The organism is Serratia sp. JSRIV004 (assembly GCF_019968705.1).
Classification (GTDB): domain Bacteria; phylum Pseudomonadota; class Gammaproteobacteria; order Enterobacterales; family Enterobacteriaceae; genus Chania; species Chania fonticola_B.
Map to the genome: position 1 here is coordinate 1,480,190 of NZ_CP074140.1, position 21,944 is coordinate 1,502,133.

General features: G+C 55.1%; 19 protein-coding genes. 13 read left to right on the forward strand and 6 right to left on the reverse strand.

Translation table 11 applies throughout. From position 1 onward, the window contains the following. Nucleotides 1-69 precede the first annotated feature (69 nt). On the reverse strand, nt 70-792 hold the full coding sequence (locus KGP21_RS06880) for an AraC family transcriptional regulator (protein ID WP_223538508.1): 723 nt from the start codon (nt 790-792) through the stop codon (nt 70-72). Nucleotides 793-890: 98 nt separating this feature from the next. Here KGP21_RS06880 and KGP21_RS06885 point away from each other — a divergent pair, with 98 nt between their 5' ends. From KGP21_RS06885 to ppnP, 6 genes are all read left to right on the forward strand, one after another. Then, complete coding sequence (locus KGP21_RS06885) at nt 891-1,280, forward strand: nuclear transport factor 2 family protein (RefSeq protein ID WP_037375332.1); 390 nt, start codon at nt 891-893, stop codon at nt 1,278-1,280. Between the two features lie 58 nt (nt 1,281-1,338). After that, nucleotides 1,339-1,533, forward strand: coding sequence for a YaiA family protein (locus KGP21_RS06890; protein ID WP_021180227.1), 195 nt, complete (start codon nt 1,339-1,341; stop codon nt 1,531-1,533). Between the two features lie 404 nt (nt 1,534-1,937). Continuing rightward, on the forward strand, nt 1,938-2,711 hold the full coding sequence (locus KGP21_RS06895) for an IclR family transcriptional regulator (protein WP_021805523.1): 774 nt from the start codon (nt 1,938-1,940) through the stop codon (nt 2,709-2,711). A gap of 213 nt (nt 2,712-2,924) precedes the next feature. Next, the gene (locus tag KGP21_RS06900; protein WP_223537584.1) at nt 2,925-4,493 is read left to right on the forward strand and encodes an OPT/YSL family transporter; all 1,569 of its coding nucleotides are present in this window, start codon (nt 2,925-2,927) and stop codon (nt 4,491-4,493) included. A 60-nt stretch (nt 4,494-4,553) separates the two neighbouring features. Further along, complete coding sequence (locus KGP21_RS06905; RefSeq protein ID WP_115158598.1) at nt 4,554-5,483, forward strand: DUF1177 domain-containing protein; 930 nt, start codon at nt 4,554-4,556, stop codon at nt 5,481-5,483. Nucleotides 5,484-5,667: 184 nt separating this feature from the next. Then, entirely contained in the window at nt 5,668-5,958 is a 291-nt protein-coding gene (gene ppnP / locus KGP21_RS06910) for a pyrimidine/purine nucleoside phosphorylase (protein WP_021180225.1), read from the forward strand. Between the two features lie 76 nt (nt 5,959-6,034). Here ppnP and rdgC read toward each other — a convergent pair whose 3' ends face one another. Then, nucleotides 6,035-6,946 carry a recombination-associated protein RdgC gene (rdgC, locus tag KGP21_RS06915; RefSeq protein WP_021805520.1) on the reverse strand — a complete coding sequence of 304 codons (912 nt, stop codon included), beginning with the start codon at nt 6,944-6,946 and terminating at the stop codon, nt 6,035-6,037. Nucleotides 6,947-7,186: 240 nt separating this feature from the next. Here rdgC and mak point away from each other — a divergent pair, with 240 nt between their 5' ends. Continuing rightward, nucleotides 7,187-8,095 (forward strand): fructokinase, encoded by a 909-nt coding sequence (gene mak / locus KGP21_RS06920; RefSeq protein ID WP_037375267.1) that lies wholly within the window; start codon nt 7,187-7,189, stop codon nt 8,093-8,095. Nucleotides 8,096-8,144: 49 nt separating this feature from the next. Here mak and licT read toward each other — a convergent pair whose 3' ends face one another. The 3 genes from licT to sbcD all read right to left on the reverse strand — a co-directional run bounded on the left by licT (nt 8,145) and on the right by sbcD (nt 13,686). Then, nucleotides 8,145-9,002, reverse strand: a complete 858-nt coding sequence (gene licT, locus KGP21_RS06925; protein ID WP_223537586.1) for a BglG family transcription antiterminator LicT — start codon at nt 9,000-9,002, stop codon at nt 8,145-8,147. Between the two features lie 206 nt (nt 9,003-9,208). Continuing rightward, nucleotides 9,209-12,460 (reverse strand): exonuclease subunit SbcC, encoded by a 3,252-nt coding sequence (gene sbcC / locus KGP21_RS06930; RefSeq protein WP_223537588.1) that lies wholly within the window; start codon nt 12,458-12,460, stop codon nt 9,209-9,211. Beyond that, nucleotides 12,457-13,686, reverse strand: a complete 1,230-nt coding sequence (gene sbcD, locus KGP21_RS06935) for an exonuclease subunit SbcD (protein WP_021805516.1) — start codon at nt 13,684-13,686, stop codon at nt 12,457-12,459. Before sbcD ends, sbcC begins: the two co-directional genes overlap by 4 nt. 224 nt (nt 13,687-13,910) lie before the next feature. On the opposite strand from sbcD, the gene phoB reads away from it, so the two are divergent. The 6 genes from phoB (at nt 13,911) to proY (ending at nt 21,480) form a co-directional block, all read left to right on the forward strand. Further along, nucleotides 13,911-14,600: a phosphate response regulator transcription factor PhoB gene (gene phoB, locus KGP21_RS06940; RefSeq protein WP_021180214.1), complete on the forward strand. Its 690-nt coding sequence runs from the start codon at nt 13,911-13,913 to the stop codon at nt 14,598-14,600. A 24-nt stretch (nt 14,601-14,624) separates the two neighbouring features. Next, nucleotides 14,625-15,941: a phosphate regulon sensor histidine kinase PhoR gene (gene phoR, locus KGP21_RS06945; RefSeq protein WP_223537590.1), complete on the forward strand. Its 1,317-nt coding sequence runs from the start codon at nt 14,625-14,627 to the stop codon at nt 15,939-15,941. 13 nt (nt 15,942-15,954) lie between these two features. Further along, nucleotides 15,955-16,893, forward strand: coding sequence for a PstS family phosphate ABC transporter substrate-binding protein (locus KGP21_RS06950; RefSeq protein WP_218519784.1), 939 nt, complete (start codon nt 15,955-15,957; stop codon nt 16,891-16,893). Nucleotides 16,894-17,081: 188 nt separating this feature from the next. After that, the gene (locus KGP21_RS06955) at nt 17,082-18,185 is read left to right on the forward strand and encodes a cobalamin-independent methionine synthase II family protein (protein WP_223537592.1); all 1,104 of its coding nucleotides are present in this window, start codon (nt 17,082-17,084) and stop codon (nt 18,183-18,185) included. A gap of 498 nt (nt 18,186-18,683) precedes the next feature. Continuing rightward, a complete protein-coding gene (gene brnQ, locus KGP21_RS06960; protein ID WP_037375329.1) occupies nt 18,684-20,003 on the forward strand; it encodes a branched-chain amino acid transport system II carrier protein in 1,320 nt (439 codons plus the stop codon). Between the two features lie 73 nt (nt 20,004-20,076). Continuing rightward, nucleotides 20,077-21,480 (forward strand): proline-specific permease ProY, encoded by a 1,404-nt coding sequence (proY, locus tag KGP21_RS06965; RefSeq protein WP_021805512.1) that lies wholly within the window; start codon nt 20,077-20,079, stop codon nt 21,478-21,480. 88 nt (nt 21,481-21,568) lie between these two features. Here proY and KGP21_RS06970 read toward each other — a convergent pair whose 3' ends face one another. Beyond that, on the reverse strand, nt 21,569-21,832 hold the full coding sequence (locus KGP21_RS06970) for a hypothetical protein (protein WP_223537594.1): 264 nt from the start codon (nt 21,830-21,832) through the stop codon (nt 21,569-21,571). Nucleotides 21,833-21,944 lie beyond the last annotated feature (112 nt).

A 21,944-nucleotide genomic window follows, 5' to 3' on the forward strand; every position in this document is an offset into this window, starting at 1 on the left:
GACCAATCCCAAGCAACTCGCTATGTGCTGTGTGGGGGCCGCATGCTGCTCCCGCTTATCCTTATGCCGCTAAGTAAAATAGAGCCCTGGCGTTATGCCAAATCGCTGACGGAAGGCGGCAATATAGGCGCTGACGTTATCATAGCCACATTCGTTGGCGACGTTAGCAACGGGCATACCGGCCGATAGCGCCTCCAACGAACGGATCACTCTGGCTTGCTGACGCCAGCGGGAAAAACTCATGCCGGTTTCCTGCATAAAGCGTCGGCTAAGGGTGCGGGGGCTTAAGCCCGCCCATGCAGCCCATTCACTCTGTTGACGAACATTGGCGGGATCGTTCAATAAGCCATAGGCAATCTTCAGCAACCGGGCATCTTGCGGCAGCGGTAATTGCAGCGGCTCGGCCTCCTCGCTTCGCATCTCATCAAGCAGAACCTGCACCAAACGCTGTTGCGCCATCTCAAGCGGCGCGGAAAACTGTGCAATGCGTTCAACCAGCGCCGAGCTTAAGGCGTTGGCAGCGGCCAAGCGTGGCGTTGCCGCCAGTGTATTGCAGCAGCTCTCGGGTAAATAGAGGATCCAGCCGATCACTTTGCCGCAGGCCAGTGCCTGATGAGGACAGTGGGGCGGCAGCCAGCCAAGGTTACCGGCGGTCATTGCCCACTGCCGCCCCGCGGTTTCCAACATCATCATGCCGTGGCTTAACAGATAGACCTGCCCCTGTTGATGCTGATGCCAGGGTGTCAGGTGTTTTTTAGCGTGCAACAAACGTTCGCTGTGCAGTTTCATCAGATTGGCCGATTAGCGTTATTGAATAGCTTGATACGGTTATTATGCCATTGCTGATTGCCTTTATGCTCTTCGGGCGTTATCACACCGGAGAAAACAGCATGATCCACCAAACCCTTGTCCTTACGGCTTTACAGCAAATTGTAGCTAACCCTGAACACCAGCCCGAGCTGATTGCCAATCTGTTCAGCCGCCACTATCACCAGACGGTGGATGGTCATACGCTAGATTACCCGCAGTTTATCCAGCATATGGCCTTGCTTAAACAGATCACCTGCAGCATGCAGCTTCAGATCCTCGCCATCGCCGCTGATGGGGAAAATGTCTTCACCCATCATTGGGTGAATATTGAAAAACGTGATGGCAGCCAGAGCCAGATCAGGGTGTTGGCTCATTTCACCGTGCGTGATGGCCAGATCCAGTCCTGTGTTGAATTGACGCAGTTGCTGGCCGGTGAACACCAGGATCGGGATTTGGGGTCGCGCCGATAACTGGCATTTCCGTGTGGTTGTCTATACTTAACCGCAGGTCATCACATTGGAGAGCACTATGCCGAGTAAACCTCCCTACCCGAGAACGGCGCGTATCAAGGCCGTAGACAAGGGCGAAGTGGGCAAGCAGGTTCGTTGGTATGAGCTACGGGCCGATCACCCCAAACCTGATACGCTGATCAGCGAGCACGAAACCGAGCGGGAAGCGTTAGACGCCAAGCGGCGTTACGAAGATGAAAGCCTGGGCGAATAGCCAGCGGTGTAACAACAAGTGGCCGGTATAAACCGGCTTCATTTTTTCTACAGCGTTGTGCTATCCATGACCGGTTTTTCCCCGCCTTTGGGTCCATCCTCATCATTCTGTTCGAGACTTCTCGCGATTTATTTCTTGCGCAATCTTTTAATAGCGGCATCCCCCGCACTGATGACTGGGTGAATATTGGTATCTTATGCTGATATTAACGCTGTAAGACGGATATAAACCAACTCACTCGAAAAATAACTTGGCGATCTGTGCAGTATTTTCAATATTAAAGCATCATTCGCTGTGATTTCACCGTGTAATAAAAATAAACTTCTTGACGATAAGAGGTGTGGGTTTTAGGTTTCTAAATATCGACTGGGAACTGAGTTCCATATAGTGGAACAAGGCAAATTATGACGACCTTGGAAAATGCTGCCGCGGTATTAAAACTGTTTTCTCAACGGCAGATAACGCATGGCCAAGGAGGAATTTCTTTTACTGATGTCGTCGAAAGGTTGAGGCTGCCAAAAAGCACCGTATCACGCCTGCTACAAACGATGGAAAGCCAGGGGCTGTTAGAGCGGGATCCGCAAAGCCGTCAGTATCATATTGGCTATCTGCTGCTTGGGGTGGCCAGCCATTATCTTTCCACTCCGCTGGTGGAAAGTGCCACGGCGGCGATGATGCAGCTTAATCAGTTAACCTTCTGTACCGGCTATATATCGGTGTTGGAGGGGCGGGAGAATTGGGTGATGCGTACGCTGCCTGGCCGCCATTTCTTACAGGTGGTGACACCGGTGGGGGCCAGTTCGCCAGCGGCAGAAACCTCTGTGGGGCGCGCGATACTGGCGCGGGAAAGTGATGAGCAGGTGCGTGAGCGTTTCGCAACCGGCTACGAAGTCTCCTCGGCAAACTCTCCCAAAACGCTGGAGGCGTTGCTGCAAAAGCTGGCAACCATCCGGCAGCAGGGCTGGTCATTGGCCCGTAACGAAACGCTGCCGGGTATCAGTTCGTTAGCAACCTCGGTGAGGAATAAACACCGTAGTGAGACGGTGGGGTTATGTCTCTCTTTCCCCTCCCAGACCGAGGAGCAGCCTTATTCTCCCCAGGTGCTTGAGGCATTAATGACGGTTTCCCGGCAACTGGCAGAAAAACTCGGTGATGACTATTGGCAACAGATCAAATAGATCACCGTAAACCGGCTTGATTAGCGCGCCAACACCAGGGCATCTCGCTGATGAGTTAATGGTAGAGAGAGTCGTTCTACCATTAATGCGGCCAAGGCAAGCACTAAATAATTTATTTCACCGCGTAGAGTTTCGAATAATGGAACTCTATCGGCAATCTGTGTCCGAAATATTATTTTTGCCATTTAGCAGGGATATTCACAGGGTGGATTTATGAAACCAGATATAACTAGTAATCCATTGAAAGATATCGGTACGTTACTGGTGATGGTGCTGTTATCCGTCGTCGGGGCGATAATTGGCGTACAGTTGATCACCACTTTGGGCGTGACGCCTAATACTTCGATTATTGGTGCGCTGATCGCCATGCTGCTGGCCCGGATCCCGCTGCGCATGTTCCAACGCTATCGTTCGATACACACTCAGAATCTGGCCCAAACGGTAATTTCCTCAGCCACCTTCGGGGCGGCCAATAGCCTGCTGATGCCGATTGCCGTGCCTTATGTCATGGGACAACCGCAATTGATCCTGCCGATGTTTTGCGGCGTAGCGGCGGCGATGCTGCTAGATGCTTACCTGCTGTACCGGATGTTTGACACTAAAGTGTTCCCAGCGGCCAATGCCTGGCCCCCGGGAGTCGCGGCGGCGGAGGCTATCAAGGCCGGTGACCGTGGTGGTAAACAGGCCTGGTTACTGGTTGTCGGCGTTGTTGTGGGGATTGCAGGCTCCATGTTGAAGATCCCTATGGCGGCCTTCGGTACCGCATTTATTGGCAATATCTGGGCGCTGAGCATGTTCGGTGTTGGCCTGCTGTTGCGTGCCTATGGTCAGCCGCTGACCGGTGTCGACATCAATGCGCACTATATTCCGCATGGCGTGATGGTCGGTGCCGGGCTGGTGGCATTGATCCAGGTGGTGCAGGTGATCCGCAACAAAAATCAAAGTTCGACCTCTACCTATACCCAACCTGACAGCGAAGTACGCAAGGCCTTGGGGCTGGGGGCTGTCGGATATGTCGTGATTGCCGGGATGCTGGCTTTGGGGGGCGGGCTATACAGCGAAATGTCGCTGACCATGCTGGTGCTGTTTGTTATCTATGCCGCGTTTGCTGCCTTTGTACATGAACTGATCGTCGGCATTGCGGCGATGCACTCCGGCTGGTTTCCGGCGTTTGCGGTGGCGTTGATCACGCTGATCGTGGGGATCATGCTTGGTTTCCCTCCTCTGGCGCTGTGCATTCTGACCGGTTTTACCGCAGCGACCGGGCCGGCGTTTGCCGATATGGGGTTTGACCTGAAAGCCGGTTTTATCCTGCGGGGTTACGGTAAGGATTTACAGCAGGAACTGCTGGGGCGGCGTATTCAACTGATTGCCGCCATGATTGCTTTTGTGATCGCCATTCCCGTGGTTTATCTCTCTTACACCAGCTATTTCCTGCAGGAGTTGATCCCACCGGTGGCCCGGGTATACGCCAAAACCATTGAGGCAGGAGCCCAGCCCGGTATTGCGTCCAGCCTGCTGATTTGGGCCATACCAGGCGCGATAGTGCAGTTTATTGGCGGGCCTAAACGCCAGCTCGGCGTGCTGCTTGCGACAGGTTTGCTGATTAATAATGCCTTGGCAGGATGGGCAGTGCTTGCCGGTATCGCGTTGCGCATTCTGATCATCAAACGCTGGGGGGATAAAGGCCGCGTGCCGATGGAGATCATGGCTGCCGGGTTTATTGCCGGTGATGCGCTATACAACTTCTTCAATTCGATCTTTTCCAGCAAGGGAAAGTAACGCCGTGCCTGCAATTGCGGGAGGCATAAACCTATCAGGCAACATTTGCGAGGGATTAACATGAGTTTGCAACAAACGCTGCAGGTCTTTGAGCTGATTGATAATGCCTATGTCAAAGGGCAGGACGTGGTCGATCTGTTTGCCCACTACCCGTCGGTCAAGGCCAGCACTCATCGTGTCAGCGGTGAAAAGGGCACCACGGATTTTGTCCGCATCGAGATCCCTGGCAGTGCAGGCAAGCAATCCGGTGGTGATGCGCCAACCTTGGGAATTATTGGCCGGTTGGGCGGCATTGGAGCTCGCCCCACGCGTATAGGATTGGTGTCAGACGGTGATGGGGCGATTGCGGCGATCGCCAGTGCGCTAAAGCTGGCAGAAATGCAGCGCAAAGGTGACGTTTTGCCTGGTGACGTGGTTATCACTACGCATATTTGCCCGAACGCACCCACTCGCCCACACGATCCGGTCGATTTTATGGATTCGCCCATCGATGACGTCACGATGAATGATAACGAAGTGGTGCCGCAAGCCGATGCCATTTTGTCGATCGATACCACCAAGGGCAATCGTATTATCAACCACAAGGGCTATGCACTATCACCGACGGTGAAACAGGGCTACATCCTGCGGGTGTCGGAAGACCTTTTGCGTATCATGGAAATGACCAGTGGCCGCCCGGCAGTGACCTTCCCGATCACCATGCAGGACATTACGCCCTATGGTAATGACGTTCATCACCTCAACAGTATCCTGCAACCCTCAACTGCTACGGCATCGCCAGTAGTAGGTGTGGCAATCTGTACTGAGTCGGTAGTGCCGGGCTGTGGCACCGGTGCCAGCCATGAGGTGGATATCGCGCTGGCGGTGAAGTTTGCCGTGGAAGTGGCCAAAGAGTTTGGGCGTGGTACCTGCAGTTTCTACGATCCTGCTGAATATGACCGTCTGCTGGCGCTTTATGGCAGCCTGAGCCATTTTCAACAGCGGAAATAACCGTGATGTCCGCCAGATGGAATGAGCAATAGAACGCCGAACGTTGGCCGCCGAACCCATTGTTTGATCCCGCTCATGTTTTGCCATGCGTAACGATCGCATTTCGCATCAAAAACCAGTGACAGACCCGGTTTCATCCCCCAATATGGAGATCCCTCAAAGATGATTACGCAGGTGCCAGTCTATGCTGAAAGTGAACGAGTATTTTGCCGGGAAAGTGAAGTCTATCGGTTACGATAGTAGCAGCATCGGTCGTACCAGCGTCGGGGTGATGGAAGAGGGTGAATACACCTTCGGTACCGCACAGCCGGAAGAGATGACGGTGATCACCGGGGCATTGAAAGTGCTGTTACCGGGCGCACCGGATTGGCAGGTGTTTACGCCAGGCGAGAAGTTCTTTGTGCCTGCGCAGAGTGAATTCAACGTTCAGGTTGCCGATGCGACGGCCTACCTGTGTCGTTATCTGAGTAAGTAATCAGTGTTGTTTGGCCGGGGATGAAGATTTTCCCCGGCATTCCCCAGAGGGCGCAACGTTGCGCCCCTTTTGTTTATTAGCGCTGTGCTTCGCCACCCAAGGCTTCGATGGTATTGCTGATCAAGGCCGCCAGTTCGCTGGTCATCAGAATGAAGTCGGCGTCGAAACGCTGGGCAAAATCTTCACGATCGATATCATCGTTCTGATCGCGCAGGGTATCGGCAAACTTCAGGCGCTTGAGTGAGCCGTCGTCGGCCAGCACCAGTTGAATGCGTTCCTGCCAATCTACCGCCAACTTGGTCACTAGCTTGCCCGCTTCGATATGCACGGCAATCTCGTCGCTGATCAGGTTCTGTTTCTTACAGCGGATCACCCCGCCTTCTTCCAGAATGGCTTTCAGTTCGGCCTCATCCTGAATGATAAAGCCGGCTGGCAGTTCGCCGGAGCGGACCCATTCGGTCAGCGTCAGCTCGATCGGGCTTTCCATGGTCAAAGGTACTACCGGCAGAGAACCCAGGCTCTTACGCAGCAGCGCCAGCATATCTTCGGCGCGCTTGGCGCTGGCGGCATCGACCATAATCAGATCGTTAACGGTATCGATCCACATATAGGTCTGGTTGAAGCGGCTGAAGGCGCGTGGCAGCAGGCTATGCAGCACTTCATCTTTCAGGGAGTCTTTCTCGGTTTTTTTCAGCTTGCGATGCTGTTCGCCTTCCAGCTTTTCGATCTTGGCCTGCAGCTCTTGTTTCAGTACCGGAGAGGGCAGGATCTTCTCTTCTTTACGGGCGCAAATCATGATCTGGCCGTTAACCGCGTGCGTCAGTGCGTCGCTGTGAGAGCCCATCGGGGAAACCCAGCCGGTTTTCGCCATGTCCTGGCTGCCACACGGGGTGAAGGCAAAGGCGCTGAGCTGTTTTTCCATTTCATCCGCAGTTAGCGCAACGTCGCGGCTCAAACGGTAAACCATCAAATTCTTAAACCACAGCATAATGTTATCCCAGGCTGGGCGTGCATTTGGCACGCAGATTCATCAAAAGCAGGGCGGCATAATAACGAATTGACGCTGAAAAATCGCCTCATTCCCGTTGATTTGCGTCCGCTGCCGCGTTTCATACAGCCAGATAGGGGAATTGCCATTGGTGTCACATTCGGTGAGCGTGGCGTGAGCCGGGCTATGCGCTACACTGGGCGGCAAGTTTGTTGTCGTGCTGAATTGGGGAGAGAAATTGTGCGTATTGGTATCGATCTGGGTGGCACCAAAATTGAAGTGATTGCGTTGGCTAACGATGGGGCAGAACTGTTCCGTCATCGCATTGCCACCCCTCGTCATGATTATCAGCTGACGTTGGAGGCTATCTGCGGGCTGGTGACACTGGCGGAGGAAAAAACAGGCCAGCAAGGCTCGGTGGGCGTGGGGATCCCAGGCACGTTGTCGCCCTTTACCGGCCTGGTAAAAAACGCCAACTCTACCTGGCTGAATGGCCAGCCGATGGATAAAGATCTTTCTGCCATGCTGCAGCGCGAAGTGCGGCTAGCCAACGATGCCAACTGTCTGGCGGTATCGGAAGCCACGGATGGGGCCGCTGCCGGAAAAAAAACCGTGTTTGCGGTGATCATTGGCACCGGCTGTGGGGCTGGAGTTGCGATAAACGGCCAGGTGCATGCCGGGGGCAACGGCATTTCCGGCGAGTGGGGACACAACCCGTTGCCGTGGCTGGATGAGGATGAACTGCGTTTTCGCTCCGAGGTGCCCTGTTACTGTGGTAAGCCAGGCTGTATTGAAACCTTTATCTCCGGGACCGGTTTCGCCACCGACTATGCGCGGCTGAGTGGTCAGGCGCGAAAAGGTCACGAAATTATGGCGCTGGCTGCACAACAGGATGCGGTGGCAGAGTTGGCTATTCAGCGTTACGAAATGCGGCTGGCAAAGTCTCTGGCGCACGTGATCAATCTCTTTGATCCCGATATGATTGTCCTGGGAGGCGGGATGAGCAACGTGGAACGGCTGTATCAAACGGTGCCGTCACTGGTAAAACCTTGGGTATTTGGCGGCGAGTGCGAAACGCCAATCCGTAAGGCAATTCACGGTGATTCGAGCGGTGTGCGCGGTGCCGCCTGGCTCTGGCCTCAGGTGTAACATACCTTCGTAGGGGCACTGCATGCAGTGCCCGTTGTGATCCCCAGCTTCACTCCTTCGGCGTGTAATTCTTTTCGCTTTCGCTGCGTACCCGCTCGATATGGATGGTCAGAAACAGCATTTCTTCGCTGGTCAACTGGTGCTGGTAGCTCTTCTCGATGTGCTGGTTGATCTTGCCGGCACAGGCGAATGACTCGCGGTATTTCTCCTTCACCACCTGATACAGCGAATCGTCCTCGCTGTTGACGTAATTCTTGCCTAACAGGCGCTGGGCAAAGAATTTCAGGTGGGTGACAAAGCGATGGTAGCTGAGCGACTCCTCGTTGTAGTCAAAACGGAAATGGTATTTGACGATATTGAGGATCTCCTGCATCACGCGGGTGATATGCAGGGTGTTGTGCATTTCGTCATTGAGCTGCGCGTTGACCAGGTGCAAGGCAATAAATCCGGCCTCGTCTTCCGGCAGCGTGGTTTCCAGACGCTGGGCGATGATGGTCAGCGCCTCAAGCCCGATGGCAAACTCGTTTGGATAGAGTTTTTTGATCTCCCACAGCAGCGCGTTCTTGATATCCAACCCTTGCGCGTGGCGTTGCAGCGCAAAATGGATATGGTCGGTCAACGTGATGTAGACAATGTTATGCAGTTTCCCCGGCAGCTGCTCGCGGGCGAGGGTGATGATTTTGTCGGCAGTGGTGACACACGCCAGCGGGATCTCCGCCAGCAGTTCTTTGTAGCGTTCGCTCATTTCGCCACTGTTGAGGGTGAACACCTTTTCGATCAGGCTTTCATCCACACTTTCCCCGGCTTTCTTTTGAAAGCCAATGCCACGCCCCATAACCACCGTTTCTTCCTGATGGTCATTCAGCGTAATCACTACGTTATTATTGAGTATTTTAGCGATTTTCATGGCTATTCCCGGCCCGCTGAAAACGAAAAAACCCGACGCCCAGGAGCGATCCCGGAGGTCAGGTTTTGCCTGTATGCACAGTGACAATCCTGTAATCATTATCATGATAACCGTTGTCAGCGCGGGCTCAATGCTTTTCAGCCTGTACTGTCGCCACGATCACACTTCTGGCCGTAGTTACCTCTTGACGTAAACCTCAGTAGCAGTCATTCGATGCGAAACTGCGCGTCCAGTCGGCTGACCCCCAGGCCATTGACCTTTTTCACCTTAATCTGCACCGGGATGCGCTCCTTCATTGCCTCAACGTGGCTGATCACGCCGATGGTTTTGCCAGTGGCGTTAAGGCTGTCCAAGGCGTCTAGCGCGGTATCCAGCGTCTCGGCATCCAGCGTGCCGAAGCCCTCATCCAGGAACAGCGAATCGATGCTGGTCTTGTGGCTGACCAGATCGGACAAGGCCAGCGCTAGCGCCAGACTCACCAGGAAGCTTTCACCACCGGAAAGGGTTCGGGTATCGCGCAGAGCATCTGCCTGCCAGGTATCTACTACCTGTAGCTCCAGCGCATCACTGGTTTTGCGCTGCAACAGATAGCGCCCGTGCAGGCGGCCAAGCTGATTGTTGGCCAGGTACACCAGATGATCCAGGGTCAGGCCCTGAGCGAACTTGCGGAACTTGTCGCCCTCTTTGGAACCGATAAGCTGGTTGAGCAGGCTCCAGTCGTCGTACTGCTGCTGGCTTTGGGCGATCTGTTCGAACAGGGACTGTTGATTCAGGCGGCGCTCGGCATCGCTGCTCAGTTGGTTACGTACCTCGCCCTGGCGCAGCTGTAATGTTTTCAGCCGCTCTGCCAGTTCGCTGAGCGCGGTGGTGAGTTGCTCAATATTGACCTGGTTTTCATCCAGATCCGCAGGGCGTTCCAGACGGTGCTGTTCCAGAGCTTGTACGGCCTGCGCCAACAGCGTTGTGGCCCGCACCTGACGCTCCTGCAACTGCTCTTTGTGCTGCTGTAAGCGCTGGCGTACGTCGTCATCCAGCAGCGCGGCGTTGAATGCGGCCTCATCATCGAAGGTGCTGCTGGCCAAGGCCTGCTGCCATTGCTGTTCGGCCTGTTGCCCCCGTTCGGCTTGCTGTTGTTGCTGTTGCTGCAAACCGACCCACTGGCCAGCCAGGCGATCGCGCTGCTCCTGCGCTTTGTGCAATTGCTCCGTGGCCTGCTGCAGGGCGTGCTCTGCGGCGATTTGTGCCGTGCGTAGCTGCTCACGGGCTTCAACCACCGTTCGCTCACCAAACAGCGCGATGCGTTCGTTACGCTGTGCCAGCAGCTGAGTTTCATTCGTCAGGCACTGCTGTTGCCACTGCGCCAATTGGCGTTGAGTTTCCTGCTGGTTTTTCTGCAGCAGTTCAAAGCGCTCATTCAACCGTGCTGCTTCCTGTTGCGAACTCTGCTGTTCGTTTTGCAGGGCATTCAGGGCATCCTTCGCAAGCTGCACGGCCTTGGCGAGCCGTTCGTGTTGCAACAGCAGTTGCTGACCGGCCTGTTCCTCACTATCGCAAGCCTCCAGCCAGGCGGTTAACCGGGCGCTGTCTTGCAGCGTAAAGTCGAAGGCCAAGGGCGCGCTGAGGGTTTGCCAGTTTTGCAGATAGCTTTCCTGCTGCTCGAGTTCCTGGTTCAACTGCGTTTGCAGGCGTTGCTGCTGCTCTTTCAGGCTTTCACTGCGTGCACGCAGCTCTGTTCCTTTAGTGTGCAGCTCTTCGGTTTGGGCGCGCAATTGAGCGACGCGCTGCTCCGTTTCTGACGGTTTGACAGCCTGATATTGCTCGATCGCCGGATGGTGCGTGGAGCCGCACAGCGGGCAGGGGGCATCGGTTTGCAGACGCGCCCGTTCGGCTTCCAGACTGACGATGCGTTTTTCCAGTTCGAGAGTCTTCTCAATGTCTGTCAGGTGCGCTTTTTGCTGTTTATACTGCTGGCGTACCGCATCGAGCTGGGTTGCTACTTCGGTCAGCTGTTTTTGGCGCGAAGTGAATTCGAGCCGCTGTTGCTCAAGGCGCTGCTGGTTCTGCTGGAATAGTAAGGTCAGTTTCGACAACTGCTGGCGAGCCGGGCGCAAGCCACTCAGTTCGGCCTGGCGGTGACGCAGTTTCTCCAGTGGGGATTGCGCCTCTAACGTGGCTTGCTGCTGGAGTTGGCTATCCAGCGCTGCCGTGAGTTCAAGCTGTCTGGTCTGATATTGACCCGCCAGGGTAGCCAGTTGGCCGCGTCTTTCGGTGAGTTGTTCCAGCGTGCGCCGCAGCTCATCGCTCTGCCGCTGGCTCTCTGCATGCTGTTTATGCGCTTCTGCCAGTTGGTTTTGTAACTGAGCAATCTGATGATCGAGCGGCAACACCTTGTCATCCATCAGCGTCTGCTGCTGTTGCTGATGTTCCGCCTGAGCCTGCCTGGCCTTTTGCGCCTGCTCCAACTGCTGTTGTAACGGGGTCAGTTCGGCTAATTGCTGCTGTTGCTGTTTTGCCAACAATTCGATCTGCCGTTGCAGCGCCAAATGTTCTTGCTGACAACGATTACGCTCATTGAGCAACGGGCGCAGTTTCTCGGCGGGCTCACTGCGAGCTAATTGCTGCAACTGCGGTTCGGCCAGTTGATACTCCTGCTGCACGCCAGACAGCTGTTGCTGATAATCCTGAGTCTGTTGCTGGATGGCGTGCCAGCGTTGCAGCCAGCTCAACTGATGTTGTTGCCGCTGTGATTGTTGGCTGAGAAGTTGCTCTTCAGCGCCGAGCTCGTTGAGCTGGTTTTCCAACGCCTGGCGCTGCTCATCATTAAGCAGTTCAATCCCACTGGCACGGTGGTGCAAAGCGTCCAGATCGCTTTTCGCCTGTTTGTGCTGTTCGAATACCTGTGCCGATAGCCGTCCATAAATCTCGGTGCCGGTCAGTTCTTCCAACAGTTCGGCACGTTCGTTGGCCTTGGCGTTCAGGAAGGCGGCGAACTGGCCCTGCGACAGCATCATCGATTTGGTGAAGCGGCCAAAATCCAGCCCGGTGATCGCGGCAATCAGCTCTTTTTTATCGGAAATTTTATCCGCCAGGATTTTGCCGTCTGCCCGCAGTGCCAGCTCCACCTTGGGAGCCTGCAGGTTGCCGTCCGGATCGTTTTTCGCCCGGCGTTGGCTCCAGAAGGCGCGATAGCCGACGCCTTTGACCTCAAACTCCACTTCGGCCAGCGATTCGGCGGTGTGGCGGGTCATCAATTCGTTCTGGCTGGCGCTAACTTCCAGGCGTGGTGTCTGGTGATAGAGGGCCAGGCAGATGGCGTCCAGCAGGGTGGTTTTACCCGCTCCGGTGGGGCCGGTAATGGCAAACAGACCGTTGCTGGCGAAGGGTTCCGCCGTGAAGTCGATTTTCCACTCGCCCTGAAGCGAGTTCAGGTTTTTCAGCCTTAGGCTCAGGATCTTCATGCTGATGGCTCCTCATGGTGATGCAAGGTTTCTACCACCTGCTGGAACATCTGCCGCATCTGCTGTTGGCGCGGTTCGGCCATCTCGGCTTCCAACGCCAACCGGCGCTCGAAGACTTCGCCCACGCTTAATTCATTCAAGGTTTCTTTATCCTGCTGGGCAAGGGTCTGGCTACGTTGCTCTTTACTGCGCCGCAGCAGCACCACTTCAACCGGTAAATCTTCCGCCAACTGTTGGATGCGGCGCTGAATATCGCTGAGGTAATCCTGGGTGGCCACTTCGATATCCAACCAAACCGGGAGTTCGCCCTGATAATCGGCAAACTGCTGTAATTGCGCCTCGATTTGCTGCAAATCACCTTTGATCAGCTGCATGGGCTGGAAGGTAGGGATCTCCAGTGGCGTGATCTGTTGCAATGCTCCGTCGGCAAAATCGACCATAAACACGCTTTTGGCTTTGCCTAACTCGTCAAAGCTCAGTGGGATTGGCGAGCCGCTGTAACGGATATGCTCGGATTTGGCGACGTTCTGCGCACGATGGATATGCCCCAACGCAATGTAATCGGCAGGAGGGAACGCTTGAGCCGGGAAAGCGTCCAGCGTGCCGATATAGATATCCCGCACCGAATCCGAGGTGGTGACGCCCACGGTGGTTAAATGGCCAGTGGCGACGATCGGCAGTGGCAAACCCAACGCATCGCGGCGCGCACAAGCTGCCTGATACAGGTTTTGGTAATGTTCGGCGATGGCTTCTTGCAGGGCCTGCTGCTTTTGGTTGCCAGACTCACCGGCGCGGCTGGTGAGCAGATCTCGTGGGCGCAGGAACGGAATGGCGCAGAGCACCGCACCAGGTTGGCCATCAAGCTGGTTGAGCACCACAATTTGCTGCTCAAGCTCGCTTTGCGCGTTGGCAATCACGGTGGTGTTCAGGCAGGAAAGCAGCTCACGCGATTCATTCAGCGTGGCTACGGAGTCGTGGTTGCCGCCCAGCACCACCAGCTGGCAGCCGGTGCGTTGCAGCTCCACCACAAAGCGGTTGTACAGCTCGCGTGCGTAGCTTGGCGGAGAGCCGGTATCGAACAAATCGCCTGCGACGATCAGCGCGTCCACCCGCTGCTGTTCCACCTGTTCGATCAGCCAACCTAAAAAGGCCTGATGCTCGGCGGCGCGGCTTTTGGTGAAAAAGTACTGGCCCAAATGCCAGTCGGAGGTATGGATCAGGCGCATAAAACTCCCAGGGCGACAACATAATGGCGACGATTATAAAGGGGGGGATCTCTCCTGTCGTGGCTCAATCAAGTAGAGAGCCGAATGATTTTTGTTTGCCGTCAGAAATAATCGCTATGCTTACTGCGTTCGAACGGGCTATTTTTTCATAAAAGTGTCACAAAACTGACGCATAATGGCGACCGCAATCAACTGAGATCGCTAACACATTGGCAGGATTGACGATGGCAAGACGCATACTGGTGGTGGAAGACGAAGCGCCGATCCGTGAGATGGTGTGCTTTGTGTTGGAACAGAATGGTTACCAACCGTTGGAAGCCGAGGATTATGACAGTGCCGTCACGCGCCTGTCTGAGCCGTTCCCTGATTTGGTGTTACTGGACTGGATGTTACCGGGAGGTTCCGGCATTCAGTTTATCAAGCATATGAAGCGTGAGGCGATGACCCGGGATATCCCGGTAATGATGCTGACCGCGCGCGGTGAAGAAGAAGATCGGGTACGTGGCCTGGAAGTTGGGGCGGATGATTACATCACCAAACCTTTCTCCCCCAAGGAGCTGGTGGCACGTATCAAGGCGGTAATGCGCCGTATTTCACCAATGGCAGTAGAAGAAGTGATTGAAATGCAGGGGCTAAGCCTGGATCCTTCCTCACACCGGGTGATGGCCAATGAGCAGGCGCTGGAGATGGGGCCGACCGAGTTCAAGCTGCTGCACTTCTTTATGACTCATCCGGAGCGTGTTTATAGCCGCGAACAGTTGCTTAATCACGTCTGGGGCACTAACGTTTATGTGGAAGACCGCACCGTTGATGTGCATATCCGCCGGCTGCGTAAGGCGCTGGAGACCAGTGGTCATGACAAGATGGTTCAAACCGTTCGCGGCACCGGTTATCGGTTCTCAACGCGCTACTGATCGCACTGCGCTGGAGAGGTTACCGTGCTAGAACGTTTATCGTGGAAGAGGCTGGCGCTGGAGCTGGCCCTTTTTTGCCTGCCCGCCTTATTGCTGGGGCTGATTTTCGGTTATCTGCCCTGGCTGCTGTTGGTTTCGGTGCTGGCTGCGCTGGCCTGGAACTTCTATAACCAACTCAAACTTTCCCACTGGCTGTGGGTGGACCGCAGCATGACGCCGCCGCCGGGCCGCTGGAGCTGGGAGCCGTTGTTCTATGGCCTGTACCAGATGCAGCAGCGTAACCGTCGCCGCCGCCGTGAGCTGGCGCTGTTGATCAAACGCTTCCGTAGTGGGGCCGAATCCTTACCGGATGCGGTGGTGATGACCACCGTTGAGGGCAATATCTTCTGGTGTAACGGCCTGGCACAGCATCTGCTGGGCTTTCGCTGGCCGGAAGATAACGGCCAACACATTCTCAACCTGCTGCGCTATCCGGAATTCAGTCATTATCTGCAACAGCAAGAATTTACCCGGCCGCTGACGCTACAGCTGAATAACGAGCACTTTGTCGAATTCCGTATCATGCCGTACTCCGAAGGCCAATTGCTAATGGTGGCCCGTGATGTGACCCAGATGCGTCAACTGGAGGGGGCCAGACGCAACTTCTTTGCCAACGTCAGTCATGAGCTGCGTACGCCGCTAACGGTGCTGCAAGGCTATCTGGAGATGATGAGCGATGAAGAGCTGGATGGTTCGCTGCGTGGCAAAGCCTTGGGCACCATGCAAGAGCAGACCAAACGCATGGATGGGTTGGTAAAGCAGTTGCTCACGCTTTCCAGGATAGAGGCCGCGCCAAACGTGGATATGAACGAGAAGGTTGATATTCCGTTAATGCTGCGGGTATTGCAGCGTGAGGCGCAGTCGCTCAGCAGTGGTAATCACCAGATCAATTTCCGGGTGAATGAAAATCTGCAGGTGTTCGGTAATGAGGATCAGCTGCGCAGCGCGGTTTCCAATCTGGTGTACAACGCTGTCAACCATACTCCGGCGGGTACCAACATCGAAGTGAGCTGGCAGCAGACGCCGCACGGGGCTCAGTTCCAGGTCAGCGATAACGGGCCGGGCATCGGTGCCGAGCATATCCCACGCCTGACCGAGCGTTTCTATCGCGTGGATAAAGCACGTTCGCGCCAGACCGGCGGCAGTGGGCTCGGGTTGGCGATCGTGAAGCATGCGCTCAGCCATCATGATTCACGGCTGGAGATCCTCAGCGAGCCAGGCATCGGCACCCGTTTTATCTTTACCTTGCCTAACCGGTTGATTGTTCCCGCGTCTTTAGCAGAGAATGCGGTGAAAAATTAACAGGTAGCCCGCCATGAATCGATTTACCCAAGCTTTGCTGCTTTGCCTGCTGCTGTCGGTTGGCCGCGGGGCCGTGGCTGCTCCGGACGGCATGCTTTCCGGTAACCTGTCTAGCGTAGGTTCCGACACCTTGGCCAACCTGATGGCGCTGTGGGGGCAGGATTTCAGCCGACACTATCCCAACGTGAACCTGCAACTGCAGGCTGCCGGTTCCTCGACGGCACCCACCGCATTGGCGGCAGGAGCGGCGCAGCTTGGGCCAATGAGCAGGCCAATGAAGGCGGCGGAGGTGTCGGCATTTGAGCACCGCTATGGCTATGCTCCGCTGGCGGTGCCGGTCGCGGTTGATGCGCTGGTGGTGCTGGTGCATCAGGACAATCCGTTACGTGGGTTGAATCTGCAACAGCTGGATCAAATCTTTTCCGCTACCCGCCGCTGCGGGGAAAACACGCCGATTAATCGCTGGGGAGAGCTGGGGCTGCAGGGCGGCTGGCAGCAGCGTGCCTTGCAACGTTTTGGCCGCAACTCCGCCTCGGGTACCTATGGGTATTTCAAGCTGCGTGCGTTATGCGGTGGTGATTTTATGGCGCGGGTGAATGAACTGCCGGGGTCGGCCTCGGTGGTGCAGGCGGTGGCCGGATCGTTAAACGGCATTGGCTATGCCAGCATTGGTTTTCGTGCCAGCGGGGTGCGGCTGTTGCCCCTGGCAGAAACGGGTGACCGTTATATTGAACCTAGCGAAACCAACGTGCGTAACGGTAGCTATCCGTTGGCGCGCTATCTGTATATCTACATCAACAAAGCTCCCAACCAGCCGCTGGAGCCCCTGACGGCGGCATTCCTCGACCGTGTACTGTCTGCGCAGGGACAGGATCTGGTAAATCACGACGGCTATCTGCCGTTGCCGCCAGATACGCTGCGCAAAACCCGCGCTCTATTGGGGTTGGAGTAGTCCGGCCAACTTGAATTTAATTCAACACCAATGAAAATTTCTCCATTGCCGGGTGACCGGTGACATGAAAGGATGCACTCAAGCAGTGTAGACGTCTGGATGTCCATTTGTAACCCGGCGTAATAATTCAACTTGTCAATGATTGGAACTGACGGCGGTAAGCCCTCAGTGCATCATCGGAGCAGAACATGTCCAAAGCCAGCCATGCCTTTCACGCCGACGTTGTCGGTAGCCTGTTGCGCCCTGCGGCGTTGAAAACGGCCCGTCAGCAGTTCCAGAATGGTGAGATCGATGCGGCTCAGTTGCGCGCAGTAGAAAACGAGCAAATCCGCCATATTGTTGGCAAACAGCAAGAGATAGGCTTACAGGTCGTGACAGATGGCGAGTTCCGTCGCGCCTGGTGGCACTTCGACTTCCTTGAAGGGCTTGATGGTGTAGAAGGCTACGACGTGGAGCAGGGCATTCAGTTTAACGGCGTGCAAACCAAAGCCCGCAGCATCAAGGTGACCGGCAAACTGGGTTTTAGCAACCATCCGATGCTGGAGGATTTCCGTTTTCTGAAAAGCGTAGCCGGTGATGCTGTACCGAAGATGACCATCCCGAGCCCGAGCGTGCTGCATTTCCGTGGTGGCCGTAAGGCGATCGACCCGCTGGTTTATCCGGATCTGGATAGCTACTTTGACGATCTGGCACAAACCTACCGCGATGCGATCAAAGCCTTTTACGCCGCTGGCTGCCGCTACCTGCAGCTTGACGATACCGTCTGGGCCTATCTGTGCTCCGACGATCAGAAGCGCCAGATCCGTGAGCGGGGTGAAGATCCTGAGCAATTGGCCCGAACCTACGCAGAGGTGCTGAATAAAGCCATTGCCGGAAAACCGGATGATTTGACCATTGGTCTGCACGTTTGTCGTGGTAACTTCCGTTCCACCTGGATCTCGGAAGGCGGTTACGAGCCAGTAGCCGAAATCCTGTTTGGCCAGGTCAATATTGATGCCTTCTTCCTGGAATATGATAACGAGCGATCTGGCGGTTTTGAGCCACTGCGTTTTATCAGGCCGGGCAAACAGCAGGTGGTACTAGGGTTGATCACCACCAAGACCGGTGAGCTGGAAGATCCGGCGGTGGTGCAACAACGTATCAAGGAAGCAACGCAGTTCGTCGATATCAAACAGCTATGCTTGAGCACGCAGTGTGGCTTTGCCTCTACCGAAGAGGGCAACAGCCTGAGTGAGCAGCAGCAGTGGGATAAGCTGCGTAGCGTGGTCAATATCGCAGCGTCGGTCTGGTAAACGCCAGTAAAATGAGCACATGACACGCGTTTAGTGTCTGGTTATTGGTGTTTTCACGCACTATGTAACCATTTGTTTCACATTTCGTGAGTGATGTGCTCAAAAATAATACAAATCATGTAGTGCATATTTATTGATAACCCCTATGTTCGACTGGATGAGCAATATTATCTGGACGATCACTCTGCTTTCTGTCCTGCGTATTGCCTTTTGGCACTATAAACGTTTAACTATCCCCCTATTGCCGGACTAAACCTCCATTTTCCTCAGCATTCCGCGGTGATTGCGGCCTGGAATTCAGCACGGGAAAAAACGTCTAAAAATCTGCTCGTCATCATGAGTATTCGCCTTTATCAAGGTCAGACGCCGCTATTGCGCGCTGTCTGTTGCCCATGAGTATTACGATGAGAGAGCAGGCCGGCAACCGAACCGAAGTGGGGCACTTTTGCCACCATGCTTATCGGCAATTTTTTATTTCAACAGGCAGCACAACAGATTATGAGTCATCGTTTAGCGTCAAAAGATATTCTGGCTTTGGGTTTTATGACCTTTGCCTTATTCGTCGGAGCCGGGAACATCATCTTCCCGCCGATGGTGGGTTTGCAGTCTGGCGAACACGTCTGGACTGCGGCAATTGGTTTCCTGATCACCGCCGTGGGTCTACCGGTTCTCACCGTGATTGCCTTGGCTCGCGTTGGCGGCGGCGTTGATGCATTAAGCTCACCGATTGGCCGTAGCGCTGGCTTGCTGCTGGCAACGGTGTGCTATCTGGCCGTTGGCCCGCTGTTTGCCACCCCGCGCACCGCGACCGTTTCCTTTGAAGTGGGTATTGCGCCGTTGACCGGTGACGGTGCCATGCCGCTGTTTATCTACAGCCTGGTCTATTTCGCACTGGTGATTGGCATCTCGCTCTATCCGGGCCGCTTGCTTGACACCGTGGGCCATATTCTGGCTCCGCTGAAGATTGTTGCGTTGGCCGTGCTGGGTATTGCCGCAGTGTTGTGGCCTGCTGGGACGCCGATCCCGGCGGTGGATGCCTACCAAACCGTGCCGTTCTCTTCCGGTTTTGTTAACGGCTATCTGACGATGGATACGCTGGGCGCCATGGTGTTCGGTATCGTTATCGTTAACGCCGCACGTTCTCGTGGGGTGAAGGACGCTGGTCTGCTGACCCGTTATACCATCCTGGCCGGTTTGATCGCCGGTGTGGGCCTGACGCTGGTCTACCTGAGCCTGTTCAAACTGGGCTCCGGCAGCGGCGTGCTGACGCCAGATGCCACCAATGGTGCGGTAGTGCTGCATGCCTATGTGCAAAATACCTTCGGCGGCCTGGGCAGCTTCTTCCTGGCGGCGCTGATCTTCATCGCCTGTATGGTGACCGCGGTGGGCCTGACCTGTGCCTGTGCGGAGTTCTTTGAGCAATACCTGCCGTTCTCATACAAGACGCTGGTATTCATTCTCGGCCTGTTCTCGATGGTGGTTTCCAACCTCGGCCTGAGCCACCTGATCCAGATTTCGATCCCGGTGCTGACCGCGATCTATCCACCTTGCATCGTGCTGGTGCTGCTGAGTTTCACCCTGCGTTGGTGGACCAGTGCATCACGTATTGTTGCGCCGGTGATGTTAGTCAGCCTGTTGTTTGGTATCCTTGATGCGGTGAAAGCGTCCAACTTCCAGCATTTGATGCCAGAATGGACTAATCACCTGCCGCTGGCGGCGCAGGGGCTGGCATGGTTGCCACCTTCGCTGCTGATGCTGGTACTGGTCGCGATTTATGATCGGGTTTTTGCACGCAGCCAAGTGACTGCTCACCCTTAAACCTACGGTCTGAATTTTAGGCCACGGACTTGTCCGTGGCTTTTTTACGTTTAAATAAAGACGGGTCATTTTCATGCAACAACAGTCACCCACCGCAGCTCCAGCCAATAAGCTCAAGCGTGGCCTCAGCACGCGCCACATTCGTTTTATGGCCCTGGGTTCGGCCATTGGTACCGGTCTGTTTTACGGCTCCGCAGAGGCCATCAGAATGGCTGGCCCCAGCGTCCTGCTGGCTTACCTGATCGGCGGTATCATTGCCTTTATCATCATGCGCGCACTGGGCGAAATGTCGGTGAATAATCCGCAGGCCAGCTCGTTCTCGCGCTATGCCCAGGATTATCTCGGCCCAATGGCAGGTTACATTACCGGTTGGACCTATTGCTTTGAGATCTTGATCGTTGCCATTGCCGACGTGACGGCCTTCGGCATCTACATGGGCGTCTGGTTCCCGGAAGTGCCGCATTGGATCTGGGTGTTGAGCGTGGTGCTGATCATCGGTGCCATCAACCTGATGAGCGTGAAGGTGTTCGGTGAGCTGGAGTTTTGGTTCTCGTTCTTCAAGGTGGCGACTATTATCATCATGATCGTCGCCGGTATCGGCATCATCTTCTGGGGCATCGGCAACGGAGGGCAACCGACCGGGATACATAACCTGTGGGTCAACGGCGGCTTCTTCAGTAACGGCTTTATTGGCATGATCCTGTCGCTACAGCTGGTGATGTTCGCCTACGGTGGGATTGAAATCATTGGCATTACCGCCGGTGAAGCCAAAGATCCTAAAGTGTCGATCCCTAAAGCCATCAACTCGGTGCCTTGGCGTATCCTGGTGTTCTACGTCGGGACGCTGTTCGTCATCATGTCCATCTATCCGTGGAACCAGGTGGGGACCAACGGTAGCCCGTTTGTGCTGACCTTCCAGCATATGGGGATCACCATTGCGGCTGGTATTCTTAACTTCGTAGTGATCACCGCTTCATTGTCGGCGATTAACAGCGATGTATTCGGCGTTGGCCGTATGATGCATGGGTTGGCGGAGCAGGGGCATGCCCCGCAGGTATTCAGCAAAATCTCCAAACGCGGTATTCCGTGGGTGACTGTAGTGGTGATGATGGCGGCCATGCTGATCGCCGTGTATCTCAACTACATCATGCCGGAAAGCGTGTTCCTGGTGATTGCCTCACTGGCGACCTTTGCCACCGTGTGGGTGTGGATCATGATCCTGTTCTCGCAGATCGCTTTCCGCCGCAGCTTGAGCAAGGATCAGGTTAGCAAGCTGGCGTTCCCACTGCGCGGTGGGGTATTCACCTCGGTGGTTGCCATCATCTTCCTGGTGTTTATCATCGGCCTGATCGGTTACTTCCCAACGACGCGTATTTCCCTGTATGCCGGGCTGGTATGGGTCGCGGTTCTGCTGCTGGGCTACTACATCAAGGTGAACCGCCAGAAAAAGCAGGTCGTGCTGACGCAGCAGGACTGAACGAGACTCATTTAGGGGGCGCAGCATGCTGCGCCCTTATATTGCGACTTTGTCAGCAAGCGGACACCGGCCTTGAACCGGTGTTTTTTTAACTGTGTTCCTCGGGATCGTCCCCTCCGGCGGCTCTGGCCTCCATCACCAGGTTGCTTTCGCATAACCGTTCTTCCTTCCCTTCTCTGACACAGCGCGCCAGTGCTTCACGAATATCCATCATATTGCTGCTCAAGGCACTGAGCGCCGGTTGCAATGTGCGGCTCATCTGGCTTTCGTCCAGCGTGGCGCTGTGCAGGTAGCCAGCAAACATCAGCGTGGCCAATAGGGTGATCAGACGGTGTTTTGACGATGTTAACAAGATGCCTGCTCCGAACGGTAAAATGGCGTGTGAGTATTAATAGCCATTCGGCGGCAGAAAGAAAGATAGAGGAGATATCTGTTGGCAATCGGTTGAAGATAATTACCAACAG

Coding starts and splice junctions, on each gene's coding strand:
- KGP21_RS06950 (WP_218519784.1), top strand. CDS start 15,955: ATGAATCGATTTACCCAAGCTTTGCTGCTTTGCCTGCTGCTGTCGGTT.
- KGP21_RS06890 (WP_021180227.1), top strand. CDS start 1,339: ATGCCGAGTAAACCTCCCTACCCGAGAACGGCGCGTATCAAGGCCGTA.
- KGP21_RS06895 (WP_021805523.1), top strand. CDS start 1,938: ATGACGACCTTGGAAAATGCTGCCGCGGTATTAAAACTGTTTTCTCAA.
- proY (WP_021805512.1), top strand. CDS start 20,077: ATGCAACAACAGTCACCCACCGCAGCTCCAGCCAATAAGCTCAAGCGT.
- sbcC (WP_223537588.1), bottom strand. CDS start 12,460: ATGAAGATCCTGAGCCTAAGGCTGAAAAACCTGAACTCGCTTCAGGGC.
- phoB (WP_021180214.1), top strand. CDS start 13,911: ATGGCAAGACGCATACTGGTGGTGGAAGACGAAGCGCCGATCCGTGAG.
- rdgC (WP_021805520.1), bottom strand. CDS start 6,946: ATGCTGTGGTTTAAGAATTTGATGGTTTACCGTTTGAGCCGCGACGTT.
- KGP21_RS06900 (WP_223537584.1), top strand. CDS start 2,925: ATGAAACCAGATATAACTAGTAATCCATTGAAAGATATCGGTACGTTA.
- KGP21_RS06885 (WP_037375332.1), top strand. CDS start 891: ATGATCCACCAAACCCTTGTCCTTACGGCTTTACAGCAAATTGTAGCT.
- licT (WP_223537586.1), bottom strand. CDS start 9,002: ATGAAAATCGCTAAAATACTCAATAATAACGTAGTGATTACGCTGAAT.
- sbcD (WP_021805516.1), bottom strand. CDS start 13,686: ATGCGCCTGATCCATACCTCCGACTGGCATTTGGGCCAGTACTTTTTC.
- brnQ (WP_037375329.1), top strand. CDS start 18,684: ATGAGTCATCGTTTAGCGTCAAAAGATATTCTGGCTTTGGGTTTTATG.
- ppnP (WP_021180225.1), top strand. CDS start 5,668: ATGCTGAAAGTGAACGAGTATTTTGCCGGGAAAGTGAAGTCTATCGGT.
- KGP21_RS06905 (WP_115158598.1), top strand. CDS start 4,554: ATGAGTTTGCAACAAACGCTGCAGGTCTTTGAGCTGATTGATAATGCC.
- KGP21_RS06955 (WP_223537592.1), top strand. CDS start 17,082: ATGTCCAAAGCCAGCCATGCCTTTCACGCCGACGTTGTCGGTAGCCTG.